The sequence below is a fragment of the Acinetobacter sp. T_3_1 genome (assembly GCF_025377055.1).
In the GTDB taxonomy this organism is placed as follows: domain Bacteria; phylum Pseudomonadota; class Gammaproteobacteria; order Pseudomonadales; family Moraxellaceae; genus Acinetobacter; species Acinetobacter kookii.
Window position 1 is genome coordinate 89331 of record NZ_JACHVD010000003.1, and the last position, 22717, is coordinate 112047.

A 22717-nucleotide genomic window follows, 5' to 3' on the forward strand; every position below is an offset into this window, starting at 1 on the left:
TAACTAAAATTCAATTTTTCTAAAGATATTGTCGCATAAATCAGTATTTAATAATGCAACATCCGACACAGCTTGTCGTAATGAACTTGGAAATTTGTGTCTTTTTGAAAGTGAGATTTCTCTGTCGCTTGCATCATAATGCGCTGTTCTAGTTGCACCGGCTAGATCTTCAAATTGAATTCTAAATCTTAGTTGATCCAGGTTTTTACTTTGAGTCATAGATGCAAATACAGCTTTGATATCTCTAGCTTTCTTTACCAAAGTATTTGATGTTGGCTTGATAATTGGCTTAGTTGTTAATTTTAAATGAACATCAACAGCAGTCTGTTGAAAATAACCCTGTTGATCAAACTGTTGAGCTACAGGTAAATTTTGTAAGAAAGAGATATCCGAAACCCTATTATTATCAAAGGCATTAATAATTTCTTCTGAAAATTGAGTGTCGTAGTTAAATAGTACTTTAAAAGGTAATATTTTGGGTTCACCTTTTTTTCTATATTTACCATCTCTTTCCATTACTAAATCTGGATGATTTGCATGAAATGCAGTTTCTAAATCTTCAAGTTGTCTTGCTTTAGTCATTAAAAAATTTAATGTAGAGGCGAAGGCACGGGGAGTAATATTAGGATTTCTTTCAATACCGAAAATAGCATGACTTCCATCATTAGGATTAACTTTTATAGATACATTGGCTCTAACCAATAGACCTTCATCTTCTTGACGTTCTTCAATTCTTATTTCTTCAGTTGTAATGTTTTCAATGCATGATGGTTCAGCATCAACATCACAGACACTGAATATTAGATCTATTCGGCTATCTGAACGGTTAATATTGATATTGGATAGACGACCATAATGTGATTGCTTTAAGTATGGGTATTTTAACTTATAAAGCTCATTGTCATTTATCATTTCAAATAAATGGAAAATGCTAACAATTACTTCTGGCTTAACTTCTGAGGTGCTAGATAAAGGATATGCATCAGCATTTAATTGATGATAAGTTACCAAAATATCTTGTTGCATAATGAGTTAAATTTAACAAAGTGTATAAGATAATCGATTTTAACTATTTATTTTTTAAAGAACAATTCTTATCGTCATGACATTAACTTAAATATGCTAAGATATATCTTAATTAGTCTTAAGTGGTATCTTTATTATGCCAAATTCTGACCTTCTCGCAATTAGCGAAAGTCCTGTTAAAATCCGAAAACGCCTGTTTGAAGCAGGACAAATGAAGCTCTTGGTGCTGCATTTCATTGCTCAATCCCCAAAGTTTAGCTACGACATTATTAAAGACGTGGCATCTTTGGTCGGGGGGAACTACAAGCCGAGCACAGGCACCATCTGTCCGACCATCAACTATCTTGAAGAACACCATTACACAGAAGTAAAGCTGAGTGTGGATGAGCGCAAGCAATATCACATTACAGCCAAAGGCCTAAAACATTTAGCTACGCATCAAGACGAAATTAATAAAGTTCTCGATCGCTTTAACACACGCAAACAAATCCAGAACAACGAACACTATGTCGATATTAAACGTGCGATGGAAAATTTAAAAACATCCTTGCGCCTGAAGATTCAACATACTGAACTGAACCCAGAGCAAATCCGTGAAATCTCCGGAAAGATTGATCAGGCAGCAGTAGAAATAGCACGTATGTAATTCGATTCACGATTTAAAAAATTAGGTTAAATGATGAAAAATAATCTCCCAAAATTTCACCCTAAACATCTGGCCTGGCTGATGCCCCTTATTCTGTCAGGCATTATGAGCGGGGCAATTTCCTGCTTTAACATGCTGCTGAATAAAGGCTGGAGTGACCAGTTTATCTCATTATGGCTACATGCCTGGAGCTTATCATGGCTGATGGCATTTCCACTGATTCTGGTGATGCTGCCACTGGTGCGTAAATTTTTGATGCAATTTGTAGAAATGCCAAAATAAGAAACGATTCGGTTTGATTAAAAAATTATCCAAACCATGACTATGAGAGATGGGGTGAATAGATAAGATTTAGCCCCGTTTTTTTATCAGCCAGATCACTAAGCGGGTCAACATAAGCAGTACGGCAAAATAGATCTGAAAGACGGCTGCAAAGATCATGATCCAGCCGCTATTCCCAGGTGTTTTTCTTGCATCAAGCTCAATGACAAATACCAAAATTGCAACTACAACTTCAAAAGCAATCACAGTTTTAAATAGCCAGGCCCAAGGAAAACGCAACAACCATGTCAGGAAAATAATGCCCAAACAAGGGAACAGGCAAAATAGGAAAATGACTTTTAAATCCATAATAATTGAGTATTTTTTATTGTCGGTGTGGGTCTTACAATATATTGAATAATAATAGAAATAAAGTAAGATTTACTGAAATGACGCTACAATATTCAATTGAGTATTTTTATCGATCAGCAAAGATAATTTTATATTAGTCCATTAAATCAACAATACTTTTCATTTCATTCAAACTTTTCACCCCTGCAATCCGTTGAATGATTTGTCCATTTTTAAAAATCAGTGTCGAGGGTAAACCGTAAACGTTATAGCGCAAGGTCAGAATCGGGGATTGATCGACATTGATCTTGCCGAATTTGATCTCGGGTTTGACTTCAGCATAATCAGCGGCCAGCTGTTCAAAGACAGGGAAGTTCTGTACACAGGGTTTGCACCAGTCGGCATAGAAACGGATGACTGCCAGGCCTTCAAACCATTCAAAGTCACTATAATTATCTTCATTGTATGCAATGACGGCTGACATCAATTTGTCCTTATCTTTTCCAAATTAAGGCTTGGACCAAGTCATACTCAATTCTGCATGACCGGTGTTTTTATCTAGGGCTTGGCTGATGATTTTAAAACCCTGCTGCCGATAAAAATTGACCGCTGCGGTATTTTCAGCATAAACATTTAAATGCAATTCATCACATTGCTGTTTTAAAAAATCAATTAAACATTTGCCATATCCAGAACCTTGCTGATGAGGTGCAATAAAAAGTGCAGCCAACACCGCCTCAGATCTTAATAAAGACGCAAAACCCAGCACTGTTTGATTTTCTTTAATGACAAAATTTTCGGCCAAAGGTAGATAAAGATCACGCATCGGAATCAGCTGCTTTTCCCAGTAAGCAGCAGGAATAAAATCATGCGCCTGCAAGGAAGCATTGAGCCAGATGCCTAAGATAGCATCCATATCCTGTAGTTCAGCTTTTTGAATGGTTGCCATGTGCTATCTCATATTATTTTGCTGAATAGTGGGAGGATTATACATAAGTCCACGGTTATTCATTCCCGGCTATTTCTATGTTCAAATAGGGCGGTAAATTTAAAAAGCAATGAATAGATCAGGAATAAACTATGTCACAAGCGACGATGCAACAAGTCATTATCACAGAACCGGGCGGCGTGGATAAACTCGCTTACGAAACTGTTGCAGTACCTGAAGCTAAAGCAGATGAGGTCTTGGTAAAAGTACATGCCTTTGGTATTAACCGTCCTGACATTTTGCAGCGCCAGGGTTTATATCCAATGCCTAAAGGGGTAACGCCTGTGCCGGGTCTGGAAGTGGCCGGTGAAGTGGTGGCAGTGGGTAGTGGTGTTAGCCAGTTTAAGGTTGGCGATAAGGTTTGCGGCCTGACCAATGGCGGCGGCTATGCGGAATATTGTGTGGTGCCTGAAAGCCAAACCTTGGCAATTCCTGAAGGCGTGAGCTTTACTCAGGCAGCGGCGATTCCTGAAACTTTCTTTACTGTATGGGCCAACGTATTCCAGATGGGTAAAGCCAAAGCAGGGGAAACGGTACTGGTGCATGGTGGAACCAGCGGAATTGGAACCACTGCTTTAATGCTGTGTAAATCGCTTGGAATCAAAACTTTTGCCACCGTGGGTAGCGATGAAAAAGTTGCGGCCATTTCAGATTTAACCCATGCCATCAACTACAAGACTCAAGATTTTGAACAAGTCATTAATGAAGCTACAGACAATGGCGGTGTCGATGTGATTCTGGATATGGTCGGTGCGCCATATCTGGAAAAAAACCTGAATCTGCTGCGTCGTGACGGTCGTCTGGTCTATATCGCTTTCTTGGGTGGGGCAAAAGCCAAAGAGGTCAAACTCGGTCAAATCATGATGAAGCGCCTGACCATTACCGGTTCAACCATGCGTGCACGTAATACTGCTGAAAAGGCTGAAATTGCTCAAGGCTTAAAGGAGCAGGTTGCTCCGCTGTGGGCAAAAGGCGAATGCTTGCCAATGATCTACAAAACTTTCAAGTTTGACCAGATTCAGGATGCACATGCGGTGATGGATACCGGTGAGCATGTCGGTAAAGTTGTGGTGGAAATCATCTAACGATTCCAGCTTTAAATAAAATAAAAGCCAACAGATGTTGGCTTTTATTTTGCATGTAATAAAAAATGATAACTAATTTAAATTAATGAATAGAAAAAAGGTCATAAAGTTTAAAAAATGGTAAAAAATGTCGATTATTCGACACAACCTGTCAGAACCAGGAGGTAAATTAAGTTTTAAGATAATCCGACTAAATTGATTGGTTTTAATTGAAACGTCATGTAATAAAAGGAAGAATATTATGAAAATAGTCTCAGCTCCTTATACATCTGAACATGGCTTACGTGCCTTGAAAAGATTGCATAAAGCCATTATTTGCAATCAGGTATTGCCTTCTAATCTGCATCAGTTCTATAAAGCCATGCTACATCTGGAGCGTTATGTTGAACGCCTGAATGGTAAAGGCAAAAAAAGCCGTCGGATACGTTCGATTCAATAACCTTTTAAAGCCGCCATATTAGCCTTAAGTCGGAGAAAATACTCAGAAACACGTTTTTAATTGACGCTATAATTTTTTCATAATTGAATAATTTTACGCATTTTAAGCGTTGTGCTGCAAAGCACAAAGAGGGGTTTTATGAAGGGTCATCCTTCAACACATGAGCGTCTTGCAGAACGTTTGGCCCGTATACTGACAAAGCTTAATGTAGGGCATCAACTGAGCGTGCATGAATTGGCGCTTGAGTTTCGGGTCAGTAGCCGAACCATAGAGCGTGATTTTGATCGTTTAAATTCTTATCTTCCACTTATTCAAGACACTAAAACCAAAAAATTTTACCTGGATTCTTCCTATTTTGGGCGCTTTAAATTACAGGATATCCAAAATTTTGCCCAGCTGTCTGGCATTCAGAATCTTTATCCCTCTTTAGATATCTCCTTTTTAAGGGAACTGTTCGACAATCGGTCCAATCCGGTTTTTTCTGCCAAAGGCTACAATTTTGAAGACAATACCCAGTATGCTGAACATTTCAAGGTGCTCACTGCAAGTATTCAAAAAAGACAACAAATCGCTTTGCTTTACAGAGGCCAAATACGGGTTGTAAAACCCTATCGATTAATTCATCACATGGGCAACTGGTATTTGGCGGCTGTACGCAAGCAGGAACTGCGCGTTTACCGTCTGGGGCGTATTGAGAAAATTATCTGTAGCCATCGGCTTTCAGCGTTTGAACATGATCAGACTGTCTTGCAGCAATTGGAAGATGATGAAGGCATCTGGTTTCAGTACGAAAAACAGGAAGTAGTTTTATCTGTGCACCCAGAGGCTTCGATTTATTTTAAGCAACGCCGGATTTTTCCAGAACAAGCGATTCTAGATGAATCGGAAACAGAAGGGCTGTTGATGAGTTGTCAAATTCGGCATCAGAAAGAATTGAACCCGCTGGTACGTTACTGGATTCCTTATGTGAAAATAATAAAGCCAGCACATTTGCAGCAAGAGCTGGAAGCTAGCCTGCAGGGTTATTTACAGAATCATCATTAACAAAGAAATGAAAGAGCGTGAAATAAGAGAGGGGTCTGGAAGAAATTTCAGGCATCAAAAAACCAGCTGGTCGCTGGGTTCTTTATTTACACCATCTTAGTAGGCTAAGAATGGTGCCCGAGGCCAGACTCGAACTGGCACGCTTTGTGGGCGGGGGATTTTAAATCCCCTGTGTCTACCGATTTCACCACTCGGGCTTAACAAGATTGGAGGCGGAGGTCGGAATCGAACCGGCGTACACGGAGTTGCAGTCCGCTGCATGACCACTCTGCCACCCCGCCATCTCTTGTTGCTGCGTATATTATCAAGCCCTGAAAAAAAAACAATAGTAGATTTATGCAGATGAGCATAAAAGCAGCATATAACGGAAAATATTTAAAATATTCATGTAGAATGTGCGAAATTGATTCATATCAACATTTGGGAGAAGTGCCGTGGCATTAGTATTAGATGGTCGTGCATTGGCAAAGCAAATTGAGGCTGATTTGTTAACTCGCGTAGAAGCGTTAAAAGCAAAATCAGGTCGTACTCCAATCCTTGCGACTATTTTGGTGGGTGATGATGGTGCATCTGCAACTTACGTTCGTATGAAAGGTAATGCCTGCCGCCGTGTTGGTATGGATTCACTCAAAGTTGAGCTTCCAAAGGAAACCACAACTGAACAGTTGCTTGCGGAAATTGAAAAATTAAACGCTAACCCAGATGTTCACGGTATTCTTTTACAGCATCCGGTACCTGCGCAAATTGATGAGCGTGCATGTTTTGATGCCATTTCACTGGCGAAAGACGTTGACGGTGTAACTTGCCTGGGCTATGGCCGTATGGCAATGGGTGAGGCAGCTTATGGTTCTGCAACGCCTGCAGGCATCATGACCATTCTGAAAGAAAACAACATTGAAATTGCAGGTAAACATGCCGTTGTTGTTGGCCGTTCTGCAATTTTGGGTAAACCGATGGCTGCAATGCTGCTTGAAGCAAATGCAACAGTCACGATTTGCCATTCACGTACCCAAGACCTTGCAAGCTTTGTAAAACAGGCTGACATCATTGTTGGCGCGGTAGGTAAAGCTGAATTGATTCAAAAAGACTGGATCAAACCAGGCGCAGTGGTTGTAGATGCCGGTTTCCACCCACGTGATGGCGGTGGTGTCGGTGACATCCAACTGGTTGGTATTGAAGAAGTGGCTTCTGCTTATACACCAGTTCCGGGTGGTGTCGGTCCAATGACCATCACCACTTTGATTCGTCAAACGGTTGAAGCTGCTGAGAAGGCTTTGGGTTAATAAAATCCTCCCTAACCCTCCTTTTTCAAAGGAGGGAATTTCAAATTCTAAATAATACTGTTTAGATAAAAGTTCCCCTCTTTGTTCTTGCGCCATATATGGCTCAGGGTTAGGGGAGATTCTTCCAAGATATAAATACGAATTAAAAGAACTCAAATGAGCTGTACTTTCCAATTTCCCAAAGCGCCACAACATTTAATTCAAGCTTTGCATGAAGTGATTCCGAACTGTGAACTGCTTGCCCAGCAATTGCCTGAAACCCCCATTTCTTTATGGTTGATTCCACCTGTATTTCCAACAGATAAGCTTGATGATGAAGTGATTCGCCGGATCTGGAATGATACGCCATATTGGATTTTCTGCTGGGCTTCTGGACTTGCTATGGCGCAGTGGCTGCTTACTGAACCGCATCATGTCAAAGACAAGGTGGTTCTGGATTTTGGTGCAGGGTCGGGCGTGGTGGCGATTGCGGCGAAAATGGCAGGCGCGAAGCGGGTAATCTGCTGTGATATCGACCAGGTTAGTCTGGATGCCTGTCGCGCCAATGCAGAACTGAATGATGTCGAGCTTGAATATCTGGATGATTTATATAAAGCAGAACAGGTGGATGTCCTCTTGGCCGCAGATGTGCTGTATGACCAATGCAACCGCTTTTTTCTGGATGAATTCCTGAAATTTGCACCCGAGGTATGGGTAGCAGATAGCCGGGTGAAAAACTTTAGTCATCCAAACTATCAAAAGCTAGATGAGCGCAGTGCGACCACCTGGCCGGATCTGGATGAAGCAAAGGAATTTCGTAATGTCAGTTTTTATAAGACGCTATAAACAGCGTCTTATTTCTATCTAGCCTATAAATTTTAAGAGCAGGTATAACGCACCACACTTAAGGTACTTGGACGCGCTTCCAACGACTGGCGAGTCGCCATATTTTCACTGTTGTATAGATCTGGGGTGTTGCTGAGACTGATGATGGTGCGACTTTGACCCAATTGACGGCCATAGTATGGTGTTTGTATTTCCGGATTGGCAATTTCACTAATGCTCAGGATCGTTAATTTATATTGTTTATTTAGACCTAATACTTTTTGGCAGGCACGTTGTAATTTCTGTTTATCAACTTTCTGGTTTTGACGAATAGCCAGAGTATAAGCCAAGGTTGCACTATCCGTAGACTTGCTTTCAATCTGATAGCCGACATTACCGTTGTATTGGCGCGGAGTGCTTTGACAGGCAGCCAGTCCAAGCGCAATCAAACCCAAACCCAACAATTTATAGCTCTTGTTCATCTTCAAAAGTTCCCGGCGTTATTATTCTATTCAGTATGCCATAAGCCCGATTTTTTAACGATCTTACCGTGCTTATATCTCATAAAAAAGCTTTCCAAATGTGACCATTCCCGGCTTAGAAGTGGATGATTCAACCGGGTTAAATCGAATTAATTATCACTTGTCTGACACTGCATACTGGGGAGTAGCCATATGAATATAAAGATTGTGGCAAGGATCATTTTAGTCGACTTAAATTGAAAGAATATACTTTTGGGCTTTTATTGCGCATGCACTACTTATTTTATTTAAGCGTACAGATAAATCAAAAAAGCCTTTCAATAAAGAAAGGCTTTTTTGATTGGTTTTGGACTAATGTTCCTTAATTTCGGAATGGTGTTTGGTATCTTTCATAAAGATATAAACCAGCAACGAGATAAAGATTAAAATCGTGACATAAATAAAGAACCAGGACTCATGTCCGGCTTCCTTAAAACTTAAGGCAAAAAATTCGGCTGTACCTCCAAACAGGGTATTGGCGAGGGCATAGGGCAGTGCAACGCCTAAGGCACGGATATGGGCCGGGAATAATTCGGCTTTGACCACTGCATTAATGGAGGTATAGCCAGTTACAATAATCAGGCCCGCCAGGCAGAGCCAAAATGCTGCCCAGTAGTCATGCGTCTGACCTAGACGATCAAATATAAAATAGGTAAATAAAACGCCTAAGACCCCAAAAGCAATCATGAGCGGTTTACGTCCAATTTTATCTGACAAAGCACCAGCTAAAGGTTGTATACACATGAAAATGAACAGCGCCAGAGTCGTAATTTGCGTGGCTGCAGGTTTACTAAATCCGGAAGTATTTACCAAGTATTTTTGCAAGTAGGTGGTATAGCTATAAAAAGCAACCGTACCTCCAGCAGTTAAAAATAAAACCGTAAAGGCTTGTTTTGGATAATGTCTAAATAAAGCAAACATGCCTGATTCAGGCTGAGTTTTATCTTTTTGGGCATTTTTAAAAGATTGCGTTTCAAGCAATCCACGACGGATATAGAACACCACAATGGCGAGGCAAGCTCCAATGAAGAAGGGAATACGCCAGCCCCAGTCATGCAGCTGTTCTTCGGTAAGGACGAACTGCAAAATCAGCAATACGCAGAGTGCAGTCAGCTGACCTGCAATCAGGGTCACATACTGAAAGCTGGAGAAAAAGCCGCGCCGGTTTCTTTCAGCCATTTCACTTAAATAGGTGGCGCTGGCGCCATATTCACCACCGACACTTAAGCCCTGAATGAGCCGGGCAACTACTAAAATAATAGGCGCGAATATGCCAATTTGATCATGGGTTGGGGAAACGGCAATCATCAGAGAGCCAATACACATCAAGGTTACAGAAAGGGTAAGCCCGGATTTGCGTCCTTTTTTATCCGAGTAAATACCCATAATCCAGGCACCAATCGGTCGCATTAAAAAGCCGACTGCAAAAATGGCGGCTGCCTGAAGTAATTGTGCTGTCTGGCTGCCTTTGGGGAAGAAGGCATGGGCAAAATATAAGGTAAAAGCAGCATAGACATACCAGTCATACCATTCCACCAGGTTGCCTGCCGAACCGCCAAGAATGGATTTGACCCGTGTTTTGGTGTCTAGATTTACTTGAGAAACGTTTTGTTCAATCATCTGCACAAGTCCATTTTGCTATTGTTTTTCTGATGTTAAACCCATTATTAAAGTGGAATAAGCCTATGATTCTTTCAGTTTTGTATGAGAAATGTGCAAAATTTACAGTGTAAAAAGAAAGTATATAAATAAGCAGTGGGATCAAGTTTTGGGGGGAGTTGATAAAAATAAACACGCTGTCCATTTTGTCTTCGTGGAAGTGAACGACAATTATTCGGTGTCCTTTCACTTTAAATAGTGTTAAGTTGCTTGGAACAACAGGAAATTTAAGTTTACTGTTCGAACAGGACTAGAGGAGGTGGACATGCAAGTGAGTCATCCGGTCTATGATGTAGCGGTGATTGGTGGTGGCATCAATGGCGTAGGTATTGCGGTTGATGCTGCAGGACGGGGTTTATCCGTTTTTTTATGTGAAAAGGATGATCTCGCCAGCCATACTTCCTCTGCGAGCAGTAAACTGATTCATGGCGGTTTGCGTTATCTTGAATATAAAGAATTCCGCCTGGTACATGAAGCTTTGGTGGAACGGGAAATTCTGCTAGCCAAAGCACCGCATATTATTCGCCCCTTGCGTTTTGTCATGCCGCATCAACCGCATTTACGTCCTGCATGGCTGATACGGACCGGTTTATTTATTTATGATCATTTGGGCAAGCGGAAAAAATTAGCCGCTTCCCGGCATATTCATTTTGATCCAGCCAGCAGTCCTCTGAAAGATGAAATGACGCAGGGTTTTGAATATTCGGATTGTGCTGTGGATGATGCACGCCTGGTGGTTTTAAATGCCATGCAGGCCCATGAGCTGGGCGCCAAAATTGCCACACAAACCCGTTGTAGCGCTGCTTACCGTGAAAATGGCGTGTGGAATATCCATCTGGAACATGCGCAGGGCAGCTATCAGGTGCAGGCAAAAGCCCTGGTTAACGCCACTGGGCCTTGGGTGCTCCAGTTTATTGAACACAATTTACAACAGCAATCGCCACATGGTTTACGTCTTGTCCAAGGCAGTCATATTATCGTGCCTAGAATTTATGAAGGTGATAAAGCGTTCATTCTGCAAAATGATGATCACCGTATTGTATTTGCCATTCCTTATCTGGAGCAATACACCTTAATTGGTACCACAGATCATGAATATCAGGGCAACCTGGATCAGGTCAAAATCACCTCGCAGGAAGTGGACTATTTGCTGGATGTTTATAATGATCATTTTAAACATCAGCTGACGGTTGAGGATATTTTATATACCTATTCCGGTGTGCGCTCTTTGTGTGATGACGAGTCAGATAATCCATCGGCGATTACCCGAGATTACACTTTGGCGATATCGCCTACGCAGGAAAATGATGCCCCCTTGCTTTCGGTCTTTGGGGGCAAGCTCACTACCTATCGAAAACTGGCAGAATCGGCAATGGCGCATTTGGCACCGACATTCCCGGACATGAATAAATCCTGGACCGAGGCGGCATGTTTGCCGGGTGCGGAAAACTTGGTTTCGGTGGAGCTGTTAATGCAGCAGCTTATGCAAGGCATTGATCAGGTTTCTTTGTCATTGGCTTCGCGCTGGGCACATGCTTATGGTTCACGGGTGTGGAATTTTTTAAAGGATATTTCAACGACAAATGAACTGGGTGAAGATTTTGGTCATGGACTGTTTGCTGGAGAGGTCGACTATCTGGTCGATCAGGAATGGGCAAGAACCAGTGAAGATATTTTATGGCGCAGAACCAAACTCGGCTTTCAATTTAGCGCTGATGAAATACAGCAATTAGATCAATATCTTTTAAAGTTGTTGCTGAAAAGATCAAGCGATACGGCTGCTTAAACCGGTCAATAAAAAAGACCGCCTGAGCGGTCTTTTGGGTGTAGCAAATTGGTGTTCTTATCTTGACTGAAGTCCCAGCTCTGGGTTGTACTTAAATTTCAACGCCGCCGAGTTCTTTACAATTTACTGGCGTATTCCATTTTACTGCAGTTCCCCAAACTACCGGGCGTACAATACGCCAAGGCCAGAAACCGAATCTCTGGCTGGCATTGTAGTTAATGACTACATTGCCACCGACTTGATGGGCACGTTCTGCAAAACGTGAATACAGCTCTTCTACGCTGCCATAAGTACCTTTAGCCACTTTAATGCGCTTTTTGATCTGAAACTGGCTAGAGTCTGGCGTACCTTTGATTGCACAAACGTGTAAGGCCGGTTGTTCTGCAGTTTCAGGTTTGGCCATCACCAAAGTAGACAGGCCAAGCAGGCAAGCGCTAAGAGTAAGCATTTTTAACATGAATTTTCCCCTTTTATGGTTGTTGTTAAGTTATAAAGTCTTGTTATTAAACAAACAGTTGAAAAAAAGACCGCACGTGCGGTCTTTTTTCATTATCTACTGATTAAGCAGATTTTTTTACAGCTTCTAAAAGCTCGTTTTGACGTGCTTTAAGTGCAGCTGGTAAGCGCTCACCAAGTTTGTTGAACAATTCAGTGTGGCTTTCAAGTTCTTTGATCCATTGATCTTTGTCTTGAGAGGTGACAAGCTCGAATTGTTCTTTAGTGAAGTCAGAACCAGTCCAGTTCAGCTGTTCGTAAGTTGGAACGCGACCGATTGGTGTGTCAACTGCTGTTGCACGACCTTCACAACGGTCAATAATCCACTCAAGAACACGCATGTTTTGACCGAAGCCAGGCCATACGAAGTTGCCTTCAGCATCACGACGGAACCAGTTCACGTTGTAGATACCAGGCAGCTTGTTGCCGGCAGCTGCAGCTTTCTCGCCAACTTTTTCACCCATTTCTAACCAGTGAGCGAAGTAGTCAGCCATGTTGTAACCTGCGAATGGAAGCATTGCGAATGGATCGCGACGTACCACCCCTTGTTGGCCTACAGCAGCAGCAGTTGTTTCAGAACCCATGGTTGCAGCTTTATATACGCCATCAACCCAGTCGAACGCTTCAGAAACTAAAGGCACTGTATCTGCACGGCGACCACCGAAGATGAACGCAGAAATTGGAACACCTGCCGGATTTTCCCAGTCAGCATCAATAGAAGGACATTGACCCGCAGCAACGGTGAAACGAGCATTTGGATGTGCTGCTTTCTCTGCGCCAGTGTGTGGTTGACCTTTCCAGTTGGTCAGGTTAGCAGGAGCTTCTTTAGTCAGACCTTCCCACCATACTTCACCGTTGTCAGTTACAGCAACGTTGGTATAGATAACATCTTTCGCTAATGTCGCCATACAGTTCGGGTTAGTCTTGGTATTGGTACCAGGCGCTACACCGAAGAAACCAGCTTCAGGGTTGATGGCATATAAGCGACCGTCTTCACCCGGTTTGATCCAGGCAATATCGTCACCTACAGTTTCAATTTTCCAGCCTTCGTAACCTGCTGGTGGAATCAACATTGCGAAGTTGGTTTTACCACAAGCAGAAGGGAATGCAGCAGCGATGTAGTGTTTTTCGCCTTGTGGATTAGTCACACCAAGGATCAGCATGTGTTCAGCTAACCAGCCTTGTTGACGGCCCATCGAAGAAGCGATACGTAAAGCCAGGCATTTTTTACCAAGCAATGCGTTACCGCCGTAGCCAGAACCGAATGACCAGATTTCACGGGTTTCTGGGTAATGCACGATGTATTTTTCTGGGTTGCATGGCCAAGCAACGTCTTTTTGACCTTCTTCAAGCGGCGCGCCAACTGTGTGTACGCAAGGAACGAATTCACCGTCAGTACCCAGTACTTCATAAACCGCTTTACCCATACGAGCCATTTTGGCCATGCTGACTGCAACGTAAGGAGAGTCAGTGATTTCAATACCAATGTGGGCAATATGAGAACCTAAAGGACCCATAGAGAAAGGAACCACGTACATAGTACGGCCTTTCATTGAACCGTCAAACAAACCGTTCAGGCGAGCGCGCATTTCGGCAGGCGCTTCCCAGTTGTTTGTCGCACCTGCGTCTTCTTTTTTTTCTGAACAGATAAATGTGCGACCTTCAACACGAGCAACGTCAGAAGGATCAGAATTTGCCAAGTAAGAACCAGGATGTTTTTCTTGGTTCAGCGCTTGCATAGTGCCGTTAGCGATCATCAAGTCAATAAGACGTTGATATTCTTCTGCGCTACCGTCACACCATTCAATTTTTGCCGGTTTTGTTAATTTAGCAATCTCTTCCACCCATGCAATAAGCTTAGGGTGACGAACGAATTCTGGTGCGTTCACTTGGGTCATGGTGAGGCCTATCTCAAATATGTACGATTCAAATGTACAAAGTACAATCCGGACAATGGGATACATCGCCCGGAAGAAAATATAAAAAAAAAGTGGCTGTATTAAAGCATAAAATCGTGAAAAAAATAAGACTAAAGAAGTAGCTGAAATAGATTGGAATATTATATGTTTTTATTTTTATTTAATAAAAAACAACAGGTTATGATGTGGTGTGTTTATTAATTAATCCATTTATTAACTTTATGGGTATAATTTATTTAAATTATGTTTTTTAAAAACAATTACTTAATTAGGTTATTTGGGTGGCAATTGTTATTGATTTAATAAATGGTGGTAATTCGAATTTTACATAAAGATGCTTTCAATTGTCGATAATTTGGACAAAATTAGAGCAATTACTTCAAAGAAGTATGGAAAATGTCAGTTTCTGCCAAGCCTTTATCGCTTATCTATAATGAAAAATCGGGATTTCATGCAGCCAATAAAGATGAAATCTATGAACAGCTTATGACAAATTTAACAGCCTATGGCTATGAAATCCAGGCTTTTGAAATCAGTGCAGAAGCAGATTTTAACAGTTTTATGGACAAAATAATCGAACGTCATCAACAGGCCGAAGAAATTGGTGTTGTGGTGGCTGCGGGTGGAGACGGTACACTCAATACGGTGGCAACCAAACTGATCGGTACCGAGATTCCCATGGGAGTTTTTCCTCTGGGAACCTTTAATTATGTTGCCCGTTTACTGCATATTCCGCTGGATTTGCTCAAAGCGGCCGATGTTATAGCGACCGGGAAGATCCGTGAAGTCCATGTGGCGCAAATCAATGATCATATCTATTTGAACAACGCCAGTTTGGGGCTTTATCCTTTATTCATACAAAGGCGTGAACTCTATAACCGGCGTTTTGGGCGGTTTGCTCTACATGCCTATACTTCAGCGCTGGATGTGCTGATTCGTGATCGCAAAGAGCTGAAACTTGAAGTGGAAATTGACGGTAAAAAATATCCCGTCAAAACGCCGCTGATTTTTTTTGGTAATAATCAGCTGCAACTTGCAGAGATGAATTTACGCATTGCCAAATGTGCTGAATTGGGAAAGGTCGTGGGGGTGATAGTGGCGAAAAGCGATAAACCCACCTTATTTAAAATCTTATGGCAATTGATCCGCGGCAAGCTTGATCATACGCCGGAGGTATATAGCTTTTCCGCCGACAAGGTGCAAATACATTCCAAAGCCAAGAAACTGACCCTGGCACTGGATGGTGAGATTGTGGAAATGCAGCCCCCGCTTCAGATTTCCGTACGCAAGCATGCATTGAAAATAATGGTTCCTTATGATTCTACATCTATCTGATTTGCATTTTGGTACGGAAAAACCGGCCTGTATGGCGGCAATTCGCCTGTTTTGTCAGCAACATCCTTTGGAGGCTGTGGTGGTCAGCGGGGATTTAACCCAGCGCGCCCGTTACAAGCAGTTTTATGACTGCAAACAGTTTGTGGAAAGTTTAAATCTGCCTTACCTGGTGGTGCCGGGTAATCATGATATTCCCTTGTACCATGTCTGGAACCGGATATTCAGTCCTTTTACCCGCTATAAAATTTTCTTTGGCCATATGGAAACGGTACTGGAAACCAAGCGTTTTTACCTGATTGGCGTGAATAGTATTCGGCGGCGCTATCACACCCGCGGGCATATTTCCCTGGAGCAAATTCAGCAAATTGATCAAAGGCTGATGATGGCTCCCAAACATAAAATCAAACTGATTGTTGCGCACCAGCCATTTTATACGCCTCCGGATAATCCGCATGGCATCAAGGACTGTCCAATGCTGGGGCGTATGGCTTTAGAATCGTGGAGTCAAAGTGGTTTAAATGGCCTGTTGCATGGTCATCTGCATCAGTCGGCCGTATATGACCTGAACCAGATTTACCATTTGGGGGCAGACCATCCGGTGCTGGACATTCATGCGGGAACTGCAATTTCCTACCGTTTGCATCGTGGCTTGCCCAACAGTTTGAATCTGATTTATTCCAATGGCGATGTGGAGCATTATTATTTTAACAATCAACAAAAAGAATTTGTATTAAAAGAAGAAAATGCCGATTAAAAGAAGAAATATCGGATTTGAATAAAAAAAATACAAAAAACAGCAATTTTTTTTTGCTTGCCCCTTGAAGCGTTTTTTTCCATCCCCACAAAAGTGTCATCGAAATTATTTGATGATGACCGATGGAATAACAAAGTCATCATTACTTCACTAATAAAAGACTTAGTCTGATGGAGTTTCCAATGAGCAACATTCGTCCATTACATGATCGCGTAGTTATTCGTCGTGTTGAAGAAGAAACTAAAACTGCTGGCGGTATTTTGCTTCCAGGTTCTGCTGCTGAAAAACCGGCTCAAGGTGAAATTATTGCAGTAGGCAATGGCCAGATTACTGACAACGGTGTACGTGCTTTAGATGTAAAAGTTGGCGACAAAGTATTGTTTGGTACTTATGCAGGTACAACGGTAAAAGTACAAGGCGAAGAACTTCTTATTATGAAAGAGTCTGACATTTTAGCTGTGCTTGAAGGTTAATCCTGAGCCGGAAAATTCAGACCTGATTATTTATTCAGCTTATTGAAAATTAAAATATTTGGAGTAAACCATGTCAGCTAAAGACGTAAAATTTGGTGATTCAGCCCGCGCTAAAATGATTGCAGGTGTAAACGTACTTGCAGATGCGGTAAAAGTGACTTTAGGTCCTAAAGGTCGTAACGTTGTGATCGACCGTTCTTTCGGTGCACCCCACATCACTAAAGATGGTGTAACTGTAGCGAAAGAAATTTCACTGGCAGACAAATTTGAGAACATGGGTGCGCAACTGGTTCGTGAAGTATCTTCAAAAACCAATGACATCGCAGGTGACGGTACTACAACTGCAACTGTATTGGCTCAAGCAATCCTGAACGAAGGGATCAAGTCGGTGACTGCGGGTATGAACCCGATGGACTTGAAACGCGGTATCGACCTTGCAGTAAAAGCTGTAGTTGAAAACATTAGAGCTACTGCAAAACCTGCTTCTGATACTAAAGCCATTGAACAAGTAGGTTCAATCTCTGCCAACTCTGATGAAACAGTGGGTAAGCTGATTGCACAAGCCATGGAACGCGTGGGCAAAGAAGGCGTAATTACGGTTGAAGAAGGTTCAGGCTTCGAAGACGCTTTAGACGTAGTTGAAGGTATGCAGTTTGACCGCGGTTATATCAGCCCGTACTTTGCCAACAAGCAAGATACGTTAACAGCTGAACTTGAAAATCCGTTTATCCTTCTGGTGGATAAAAAAATCAGCAATATCCGTGAATTGATTACTGTACTTGAAGCGGTTGCAAAAACTGGTAAACCTCTTCTTATTATTGCTGAAGATGTTGAAGGTGAAGCGTTGGCAACTCTAGTTGTGAACAACATGCGTGGCATCATTAAAGTATGTGCGGTGAAAGCACCTGGTTTCGGTGACCGTCGTAAAGCAATGCTGCAAGATATCGCAATCTTGACTGGTGCGACTGTGATCTCTGAAGAAGTGGGCATGTCTTTAGAGCAAGCGACACTTCAAGACTTAGGTACTGCACATAAAATCACGGTTTCTAAAGAAAACACCGTGATTGTGGATGGTGCTGGCGATGCGAACCAGATTGCTGAACGTGTTCAACAAATCCGCGCGCAAATTGAAGAATCGACTTCTGAATATGACAAAGAAAAACTTCAAGAACGCGTTGCTAAATTGGCTGGCGGTGTTGCAGTCATCAAAATTGGTGCAGCAACTGAAGTTGAAATGAAAGAGAAAAAAGACCGTGTAGACGATGCGCTTCATGCAACTCGCGCTGCGGTTGAAGAAGGTGTTGTTGCTGGTGGTGGTGTTGCACTGGTACGTGCTGCTAAAGCACTTGAAGGTGTGACAGGTGGAAATGATGACCAGAATGTAGGTATCAACATTTTACGTCGTGCGATTGAAGCGCCACTTCGTCAAATCGTAGCGAATGCGGGCGATGAACCATCTGTAGTCATCAATGCTGTGAAAAATGGCGAAGGCAACTTCGGTTATAACGCTGCAACTGGTGAATATGGCGATATGCTTGAAATGGGTATTCTTGACCCTGCAAAAGTAACCCGTTCTGCACTTGAACATGCTGCATCTGTAGCTGCTTTAATGCTAACCACTGAATGCATGATCACAGATATCCCTGAAGATAAACCTGCTATGCCTGATATGGGCGGCATGGGTGGAATGGGCGGTATGATGTAATTCATACTGATCATTTGATCTTAAAAAATCCCCGCAAAAGCGGGGATTTTTTCATTTTCTCTTTAATTGATGAATGAAAATTCGAATTCATCCCGATCATATACAGCCAAGCTGAAATTTCTTAAACCATCAACAAAAGCCAGGTATTCTGATATATCTATCTGTAGTTATAGACGCGGATTGAGTCATGAATGTCATTTCATCGCGTATAAGTTTCTGATTCTGTATCTTCATTTGCATATTTGTCGTTTTCAATTTTCAGACTTTTTAAGTGCTTAAAGACAAAGGTTCAAATAGAAATTATTTAAGATCTTTTTGTAATTTATAATTCATTTTGGAATCAATGACTTTCCCAGATTTTATATCACGTGCTTCAACAAAGTTTTCACCGACAAAAAATTTACGATTTTCTCTCGCTTGGTCCAGGCTAATCATGGAGGGTTGATTTGCATCAAAGCTAAACCTTCCTTTTACCTTGAATTCATTGTCTTTTCCTTTACCCAAGTATTCCTGGGTCAATTCATAGGTTTTATCTGCCTTTAATTCCAGTTCGGTTTCAATACCTTCGCAGTCGGCGCAGGGTAAAACCCCTTTATATACACCAGGCCAATCCAGGGATGTTTCTGCCGTATCGCTTATAGCTGAGGTGGGTTGAGCTGTGGTAGCGGCTGATGGGGTGGTTTGAGTCATGGGCTGATCAGGTGCTGTATTGCTGTCATGAGTATCGGTTTTGGGTTTACTGCACCCAGCTAAAGCCAGAGTCGTTAATGACAGGATGAATATTATTTTTTTCACGATATTGTCCTTTTGGCCCATATAGCTTTAAAAAATACGTAAAAATGCAGATCAATTAAATGTTCATCTTGTTATGGCTTTGTTATATCTATTTTGTATGGATTTGAATAGACAACTTGGATTTAAACTTGCCAAGCTAAAATTTCGGCAAAAATAAAACGGCAACTTTACCTATTTTATTTGAACTCTAAAGTTATACATTTATATATTAATTGATTATTTATTGGTCATATTGCACTTTTATATTTCAGTCACCTTGTTAAAATCTGCGCACTTTATATAGGTGTCGGTGCGGCAAGTGTTTGAAAAATTAGCTGAACAAAGTTTAAAAATGATGGGCTGGGAAATCGATAATCATTGGCCACTTGACTTGGATCAATGTGTCATGATTGCTGCACCGCACACCAGCAACTGGGATGCCTTATATGCACGTCTGGCACTCAAGGCCTTAGGTGTCAACGTTCGTATTACCATTAAAGACAGTTATATGAAATTTCCTTTTGGTCCATTTGTACGTGCAATGGGCGGAATCGGGATTGACCGCACAGCCAAAAAAGAAGGGGAACCACGTCCAAGCATGGTTCAAGTGATGTCGGATTTATTTAAAACCCATCCAAAACTGGTGATGCTGGTCACACCGGAAGCAACGCGTGCCAAACAGGAACAATGGAAAACCGGTTTCTACCATGTGGCAATCAATGCAGGGGTGCCCATTGCATTGGCTTATATGGATTATGCCAAGAAGAAAACCGGGGTGGGTAAAATTGTTTATCCTACGGGCGACTATGAAAAAGATATGGCTGAAATTATGGCTTTTTATGCACAAATTCATGCCAAATTTCCAGAACAGTTTAGCGTGGATACACGTTATTACCCTGAAACCTAACTGAAAAACCGAGTTCATTGTCATTTTTAAGCGAAGCCAAGAGATGCAGATAGAAAATCTTGGCTCGCTGCATATGCTGGCTCAGCAAGTATGGGGTTTGACTTTTGCTTAAAAAAAATTATTGATTTTGTGCCGGACTAATTCCGCCTAAATGCTGGCAAGCTTCCTGATAAATATAATATTGTTCCTCAATCACTTCCGTTAAGGGCAGATTAAATAAATCCTCTCCATCTTTATAGCTCTGGATATAAGATTGGGCTTTCTGGCGGCTAGAGGCAAGTGTCTGTTCATGATAAGAGGTAATAGAACTATGCGCCATTTGTGCACTTTCAATTTTATTGCACTGAAAATCTGCAAGCATTTTTTCTGCATGTTTAAGCTCGCGAGAAGTGCCGAGAGAGCAGCCAGAGAGTAGAATTATTCCTGCTAATAAAATCAAGGTTCTCATTTCTAGGAAAATTGATGGTGGGATTAAGTTATTGTATAAAGTTTTCCTGCCGATAAATTTGATCTGTCCGACTGATTGGGCATTTTTTGTTTAAATGAGATTTATGAGGCTTTTGATCAGTTGTTATGGATCAATAGGCCTGCAATATCTCAACATATGTAAGTGATTTGTGTAAACCAGAAATCAACCTTACAGCAGGGTATTGAAAATCAGGAAGCCACCGGAAGCAAATAAAAGGCTTAAAACTGTATGCTTAAATTGGGTTTCCGAAATTTTATAAAATAATTTTGCCCCTAGAATGGCGGGAAAACTGACGCTGATCAGCAAAATTGCCATATAAGGCCAGAGCTGGATGACAAGCGTGCCTTGCAGTAAATAGGCCAGTAGCGTAAACAGCTGAATGCCAAAATTAAAGTGTCGTAAAACGTAACGCTGTTGCTGTTTGGATAGATTTTTCAGCATGACCCAGGCAGATGGCAATGAACCGCAAAAACCGCCTAAACCACCCAAAATTCCGCCGAGAAATCCTATCAGGCTATCTGCCAGTTTTCCCGACTGTTGCAGCCGTGGAAATGCCGGACTGAAAAACATCACTGGGCACCACAACAGCAAAAAAATGCCTAAAACCACTTTAAAGGTTTCGGGCTGAATTATATGCAGCAAATAGGTGCCTAAAGGTACGCCAATCAGCCCGGCAATCAAATAAGGCAATACCAAGGCTTTGTTCAGATGTGGATGCTTCTGTTCATTGGACAATGAAATGATATGGCTCCATACCGAAGCAAAGACCACCAGGGGCGCAGCAATTTGCGGAGGCAGTGCCCACACCCAGAATGACATGGCGATTAAGGCAAAGGCAAAGCCGGTCAGTCCCTGCACAAAACCTGCAACCATGGCCCCAACAATAAATAACAACCAGGTCATAGAAATAGGTACAGACGAAAAGTCAGTAGTATTAAAAACATAAGCAAAAAAACCAAGCCTCTATTTAGCAGTATTTCTGCAAATCTAAGGAGAACTTCGTATAACGCCGCTTCAGCTTTCATTACAGAAATTGTTCCTGTGAATAAAAAATACATAAATGACTACAAGAATCTAACACGCAATCCTATCGCTCTTCATCAAACCCGCTAATACTGAGAATACGCCGTAAAGAGGTGACGAAAATGATGAAAAAAGTGCTCTTGCTTTCTGTATTGGCAGTGTCATTAACTGGCTGTGTCCTAGATCCTTATGATGACGATTATGATGGTCATCGAGACCGTAACGGACACTATGACCGACACCATCATGGTGACCGGGACTGGGACAACAAAGACCGTCGGGACTGGGATCATGATAGAGATGACCGAGACTGGCGTTATGGTCGTTGATTAATCTATCACCGATCTTAAATTGACTGACTACATTTGACAAAAAAGGATTCCATTCCGGAATCCTTTTTTTATTGTTAATCAGGATGCATTTTTTTGATACAGTCCTGCACGGACAGTTCCCGCCTTGCTTTGTTTAATCTGTTGCCATGAAGCGGGGAGTTTAAGCTGGCTTAACTCGCGATCGGCCTCCACATAGATAAAGGCGCGGTCTTTAATCAGCGGGTCAGCAAGCTGGGCCAGTTCTTCCCATAAATCCAGACTGTAAGGCGGATCTAAAAAAACCAGATCAAAGGACTGTTTCAGGGTAGGTAAGGTTTGCTGTGCCGTGGCGACTTTCAGTTTGGCATGTTGGCTGGTCACTTTCAGCAACTGCAAATTATCGGTTAAAAAAGCAGCTTGTGCACGGTTCGGTTCAATCATGACCACCTGTGCTGCACCGCGGGATAAAGCTTCAAAACTTAAGGCTCCTGAGCCGGCACAGATATCGAGAACCTGTGCATTTTGAATATCCCACATCAGCCAGTTAAACAAAGTTTCACGGACACGGTCGGGTGTAGGGCGTAAGCCTTCAACACTGGCAAAAGGAAGCTGACGGCGTTTCCATTCACCGCCAATAATACGGAGTTGATTTTTCATAG

26 protein-coding genes and 2 tRNA genes are annotated in these 22717 nt (G+C 42.0%); 14 read left to right on the plus strand and 14 right to left on the minus strand.

What is annotated here, in order from left to right; all coding sequences use genetic code 11:
• Positions 1–3 precede the first annotated feature (3 nt).
• Positions 4–1026: a hypothetical protein gene (locus tag H4I94_RS05285; protein WP_261182082.1), complete on the minus strand. Its 1023-nt coding sequence runs from the start codon at positions 1024–1026 to the stop codon at positions 4–6.
• 136 nt (positions 1027–1162) lie between these two features.
• On the opposite strand from H4I94_RS05285, the gene H4I94_RS05290 reads away from it, so the two are divergent.
• Both H4I94_RS05290 and H4I94_RS05295 read left to right on the plus strand, forming a co-directional pair.
• Positions 1163–1672: a PadR family transcriptional regulator gene (locus H4I94_RS05290; protein WP_261182084.1), complete on the plus strand. Its 510-nt coding sequence runs from the start codon at positions 1163–1165 to the stop codon at positions 1670–1672.
• 33 nt (positions 1673–1705) lie between these two features.
• Entirely contained in the window at positions 1706–1954 is a 249-nt protein-coding gene (locus H4I94_RS05295) for a DUF2798 domain-containing protein (protein ID WP_261182085.1), read from the plus strand.
• A 69-nt stretch (positions 1955–2023) separates the two neighbouring features.
• Here the strand turns inward: H4I94_RS05295 and H4I94_RS05300 are convergent, their stop codons facing one another.
• The 3 genes from H4I94_RS05300 to H4I94_RS05310 all read right to left on the minus strand — a co-directional run bounded on the left by H4I94_RS05300 (position 2024) and on the right by H4I94_RS05310 (position 3233).
• Positions 2024–2302 (minus strand): hypothetical protein, encoded by a 279-nt coding sequence (locus H4I94_RS05300; RefSeq protein ID WP_131273302.1) that lies wholly within the window; start codon positions 2300–2302, stop codon positions 2024–2026.
• A 136-nt stretch (positions 2303–2438) separates the two neighbouring features.
• The gene (locus H4I94_RS05305; protein ID WP_131273301.1) at positions 2439–2768 is read right to left on the minus strand and encodes a thioredoxin family protein; all 330 of its coding nucleotides are present in this window, start codon (positions 2766–2768) and stop codon (positions 2439–2441) included.
• Positions 2769–2792: 24 nt separating this feature from the next.
• Positions 2793–3233: an N-acetyltransferase gene (locus H4I94_RS05310; protein ID WP_261182088.1), complete on the minus strand. Its 441-nt coding sequence runs from the start codon at positions 3231–3233 to the stop codon at positions 2793–2795.
• 131 nt (positions 3234–3364) lie between these two features.
• Here H4I94_RS05310 and H4I94_RS05315 point away from each other — a divergent pair, with 131 nt between their 5' ends.
• The 3 genes from H4I94_RS05315 (at position 3365) to H4I94_RS05325 (ending at position 5840) form a co-directional block, all read left to right on the plus strand.
• Positions 3365–4357, plus strand: a complete 993-nt coding sequence (locus H4I94_RS05315; protein WP_131273299.1) for an NAD(P)H-quinone oxidoreductase — start codon at positions 3365–3367, stop codon at positions 4355–4357.
• Between the two features lie 241 nt (positions 4358–4598).
• Positions 4599–4796 carry a hypothetical protein gene (locus H4I94_RS05320; protein ID WP_092819967.1) on the plus strand — a complete coding sequence of 66 codons (198 nt, stop codon included), beginning with the start codon at positions 4599–4601 and terminating at the stop codon, positions 4794–4796.
• Between the two features lie 138 nt (positions 4797–4934).
• Positions 4935–5840 carry a helix-turn-helix transcriptional regulator gene (locus tag H4I94_RS05325; protein WP_131273297.1) on the plus strand — a complete coding sequence of 302 codons (906 nt, stop codon included), beginning with the start codon at positions 4935–4937 and terminating at the stop codon, positions 5838–5840.
• Positions 5841–5951: 111 nt separating this feature from the next.
• On the opposite strand, the gene H4I94_RS05330 is transcribed toward H4I94_RS05325, so the two are convergent.
• Both H4I94_RS05330 and H4I94_RS05335 read right to left on the minus strand, forming a co-directional pair.
• A tRNA-Leu gene (locus tag H4I94_RS05330) sits at positions 5952–6037 on the minus strand.
• A gap of 10 nt (positions 6038–6047) precedes the next feature.
• Positions 6048–6121: transfer RNA gene (locus H4I94_RS05335), tRNA-Cys, on the minus strand.
• A gap of 153 nt (positions 6122–6274) precedes the next feature.
• Between H4I94_RS05335 and folD the strand changes: the two genes are divergently transcribed.
• Positions 6275–7123, plus strand: coding sequence for a bifunctional methylenetetrahydrofolate dehydrogenase/methenyltetrahydrofolate cyclohydrolase FolD (gene folD / locus H4I94_RS05340; protein WP_261182092.1), 849 nt, complete (start codon positions 6275–6277; stop codon positions 7121–7123).
• A 156-nt stretch (positions 7124–7279) separates the two neighbouring features.
• Positions 7280–7948 (plus strand): class I SAM-dependent methyltransferase, encoded by a 669-nt coding sequence (locus tag H4I94_RS05345; protein WP_261182093.1) that lies wholly within the window; start codon positions 7280–7282, stop codon positions 7946–7948.
• 32 nt (positions 7949–7980) lie between these two features.
• Here H4I94_RS05345 and H4I94_RS05350 read toward each other — a convergent pair whose 3' ends face one another.
• On the minus strand, positions 7981–8409 hold the full coding sequence (locus tag H4I94_RS05350) for a hypothetical protein (protein ID WP_261182094.1): 429 nt from the start codon (positions 8407–8409) through the stop codon (positions 7981–7983).
• 351 nt (positions 8410–8760) lie between these two features.
• Positions 8761–10068: an MFS transporter gene (locus H4I94_RS05355; RefSeq protein ID WP_261182095.1), complete on the minus strand. Its 1308-nt coding sequence runs from the start codon at positions 10066–10068 to the stop codon at positions 8761–8763.
• A gap of 304 nt (positions 10069–10372) precedes the next feature.
• Here H4I94_RS05355 and glpD point away from each other — a divergent pair, with 304 nt between their 5' ends.
• A complete protein-coding gene (glpD, locus tag H4I94_RS05360; protein WP_261182101.1) occupies positions 10373–11893 on the plus strand; it encodes a glycerol-3-phosphate dehydrogenase in 1521 nt (506 codons plus the stop codon).
• Positions 11894–11984: 91 nt separating this feature from the next.
• Here the strand turns inward: glpD and H4I94_RS05365 are convergent, their stop codons facing one another.
• Both H4I94_RS05365 and H4I94_RS05370 read right to left on the minus strand, forming a co-directional pair.
• Positions 11985–12350: a hypothetical protein gene (locus tag H4I94_RS05365; RefSeq protein WP_409976737.1), complete on the minus strand. Its 366-nt coding sequence runs from the start codon at positions 12348–12350 to the stop codon at positions 11985–11987.
• A 103-nt stretch (positions 12351–12453) separates the two neighbouring features.
• The gene (locus H4I94_RS05370) at positions 12454–14286 is read right to left on the minus strand and encodes a phosphoenolpyruvate carboxykinase (GTP) (protein WP_092819959.1); all 1833 of its coding nucleotides are present in this window, start codon (positions 14284–14286) and stop codon (positions 12454–12456) included.
• Between the two features lie 417 nt (positions 14287–14703).
• Here H4I94_RS05370 and H4I94_RS05375 point away from each other — a divergent pair, with 417 nt between their 5' ends.
• From H4I94_RS05375 to groL, 4 genes are all read left to right on the plus strand, one after another.
• A complete protein-coding gene (locus H4I94_RS05375) occupies positions 14704–15642 on the plus strand; it encodes a diacylglycerol/lipid kinase family protein (protein ID WP_261182104.1) in 939 nt (312 codons plus the stop codon).
• Positions 15623–16396 (plus strand): metallophosphoesterase family protein, encoded by a 774-nt coding sequence (locus H4I94_RS05380; RefSeq protein ID WP_261182105.1) that lies wholly within the window; start codon positions 15623–15625, stop codon positions 16394–16396. The genes H4I94_RS05375 and H4I94_RS05380 overlap by 20 nt, the downstream gene beginning before the upstream one ends.
• A gap of 182 nt (positions 16397–16578) precedes the next feature.
• Positions 16579–16869, plus strand: coding sequence for a co-chaperone GroES (groES, locus tag H4I94_RS05385; RefSeq protein ID WP_016167026.1), 291 nt, complete (start codon positions 16579–16581; stop codon positions 16867–16869).
• Between the two features lie 70 nt (positions 16870–16939).
• The gene (gene groL / locus H4I94_RS05390) at positions 16940–18574 is read left to right on the plus strand and encodes a chaperonin GroEL (RefSeq protein WP_261182106.1); all 1635 of its coding nucleotides are present in this window, start codon (positions 16940–16942) and stop codon (positions 18572–18574) included.
• Between the two features lie 300 nt (positions 18575–18874).
• Here groL and H4I94_RS05395 read toward each other — a convergent pair whose 3' ends face one another.
• Positions 18875–19369, minus strand: a complete 495-nt coding sequence (locus H4I94_RS05395; RefSeq protein ID WP_261182108.1) for a copper resistance protein NlpE — start codon at positions 19367–19369, stop codon at positions 18875–18877.
• A 298-nt stretch (positions 19370–19667) separates the two neighbouring features.
• Here H4I94_RS05395 and H4I94_RS05400 point away from each other — a divergent pair, with 298 nt between their 5' ends.
• Positions 19668–20255: a 1-acyl-sn-glycerol-3-phosphate acyltransferase gene (locus tag H4I94_RS05400; protein WP_261182109.1), complete on the plus strand. Its 588-nt coding sequence runs from the start codon at positions 19668–19670 to the stop codon at positions 20253–20255.
• Positions 20256–20373: 118 nt separating this feature from the next.
• On the opposite strand, the gene H4I94_RS05405 is transcribed toward H4I94_RS05400, so the two are convergent.
• Both H4I94_RS05405 and H4I94_RS05410 read right to left on the minus strand, forming a co-directional pair.
• On the minus strand, positions 20374–20703 hold the full coding sequence (locus tag H4I94_RS05405; protein WP_092819953.1) for a hypothetical protein: 330 nt from the start codon (positions 20701–20703) through the stop codon (positions 20374–20376).
• A 189-nt stretch (positions 20704–20892) separates the two neighbouring features.
• Entirely contained in the window at positions 20893–21627 is a 735-nt protein-coding gene (locus H4I94_RS05410; RefSeq protein ID WP_261182112.1) for a sulfite exporter TauE/SafE family protein, read from the minus strand.
• Positions 21628–21869: 242 nt separating this feature from the next.
• Here H4I94_RS05410 and H4I94_RS05415 point away from each other — a divergent pair, with 242 nt between their 5' ends.
• Entirely contained in the window at positions 21870–22076 is a 207-nt protein-coding gene (locus tag H4I94_RS05415; protein WP_131273285.1) for a hypothetical protein, read from the plus strand.
• Positions 22077–22157: 81 nt separating this feature from the next.
• On the opposite strand, the gene rsmD is transcribed toward H4I94_RS05415, so the two are convergent.
• Complete coding sequence (rsmD, locus tag H4I94_RS05420; RefSeq protein ID WP_261182114.1) at positions 22158–22715, minus strand: 16S rRNA (guanine(966)-N(2))-methyltransferase RsmD; 558 nt, start codon at positions 22713–22715, stop codon at positions 22158–22160.
• Positions 22716–22717 lie beyond the last annotated feature (2 nt).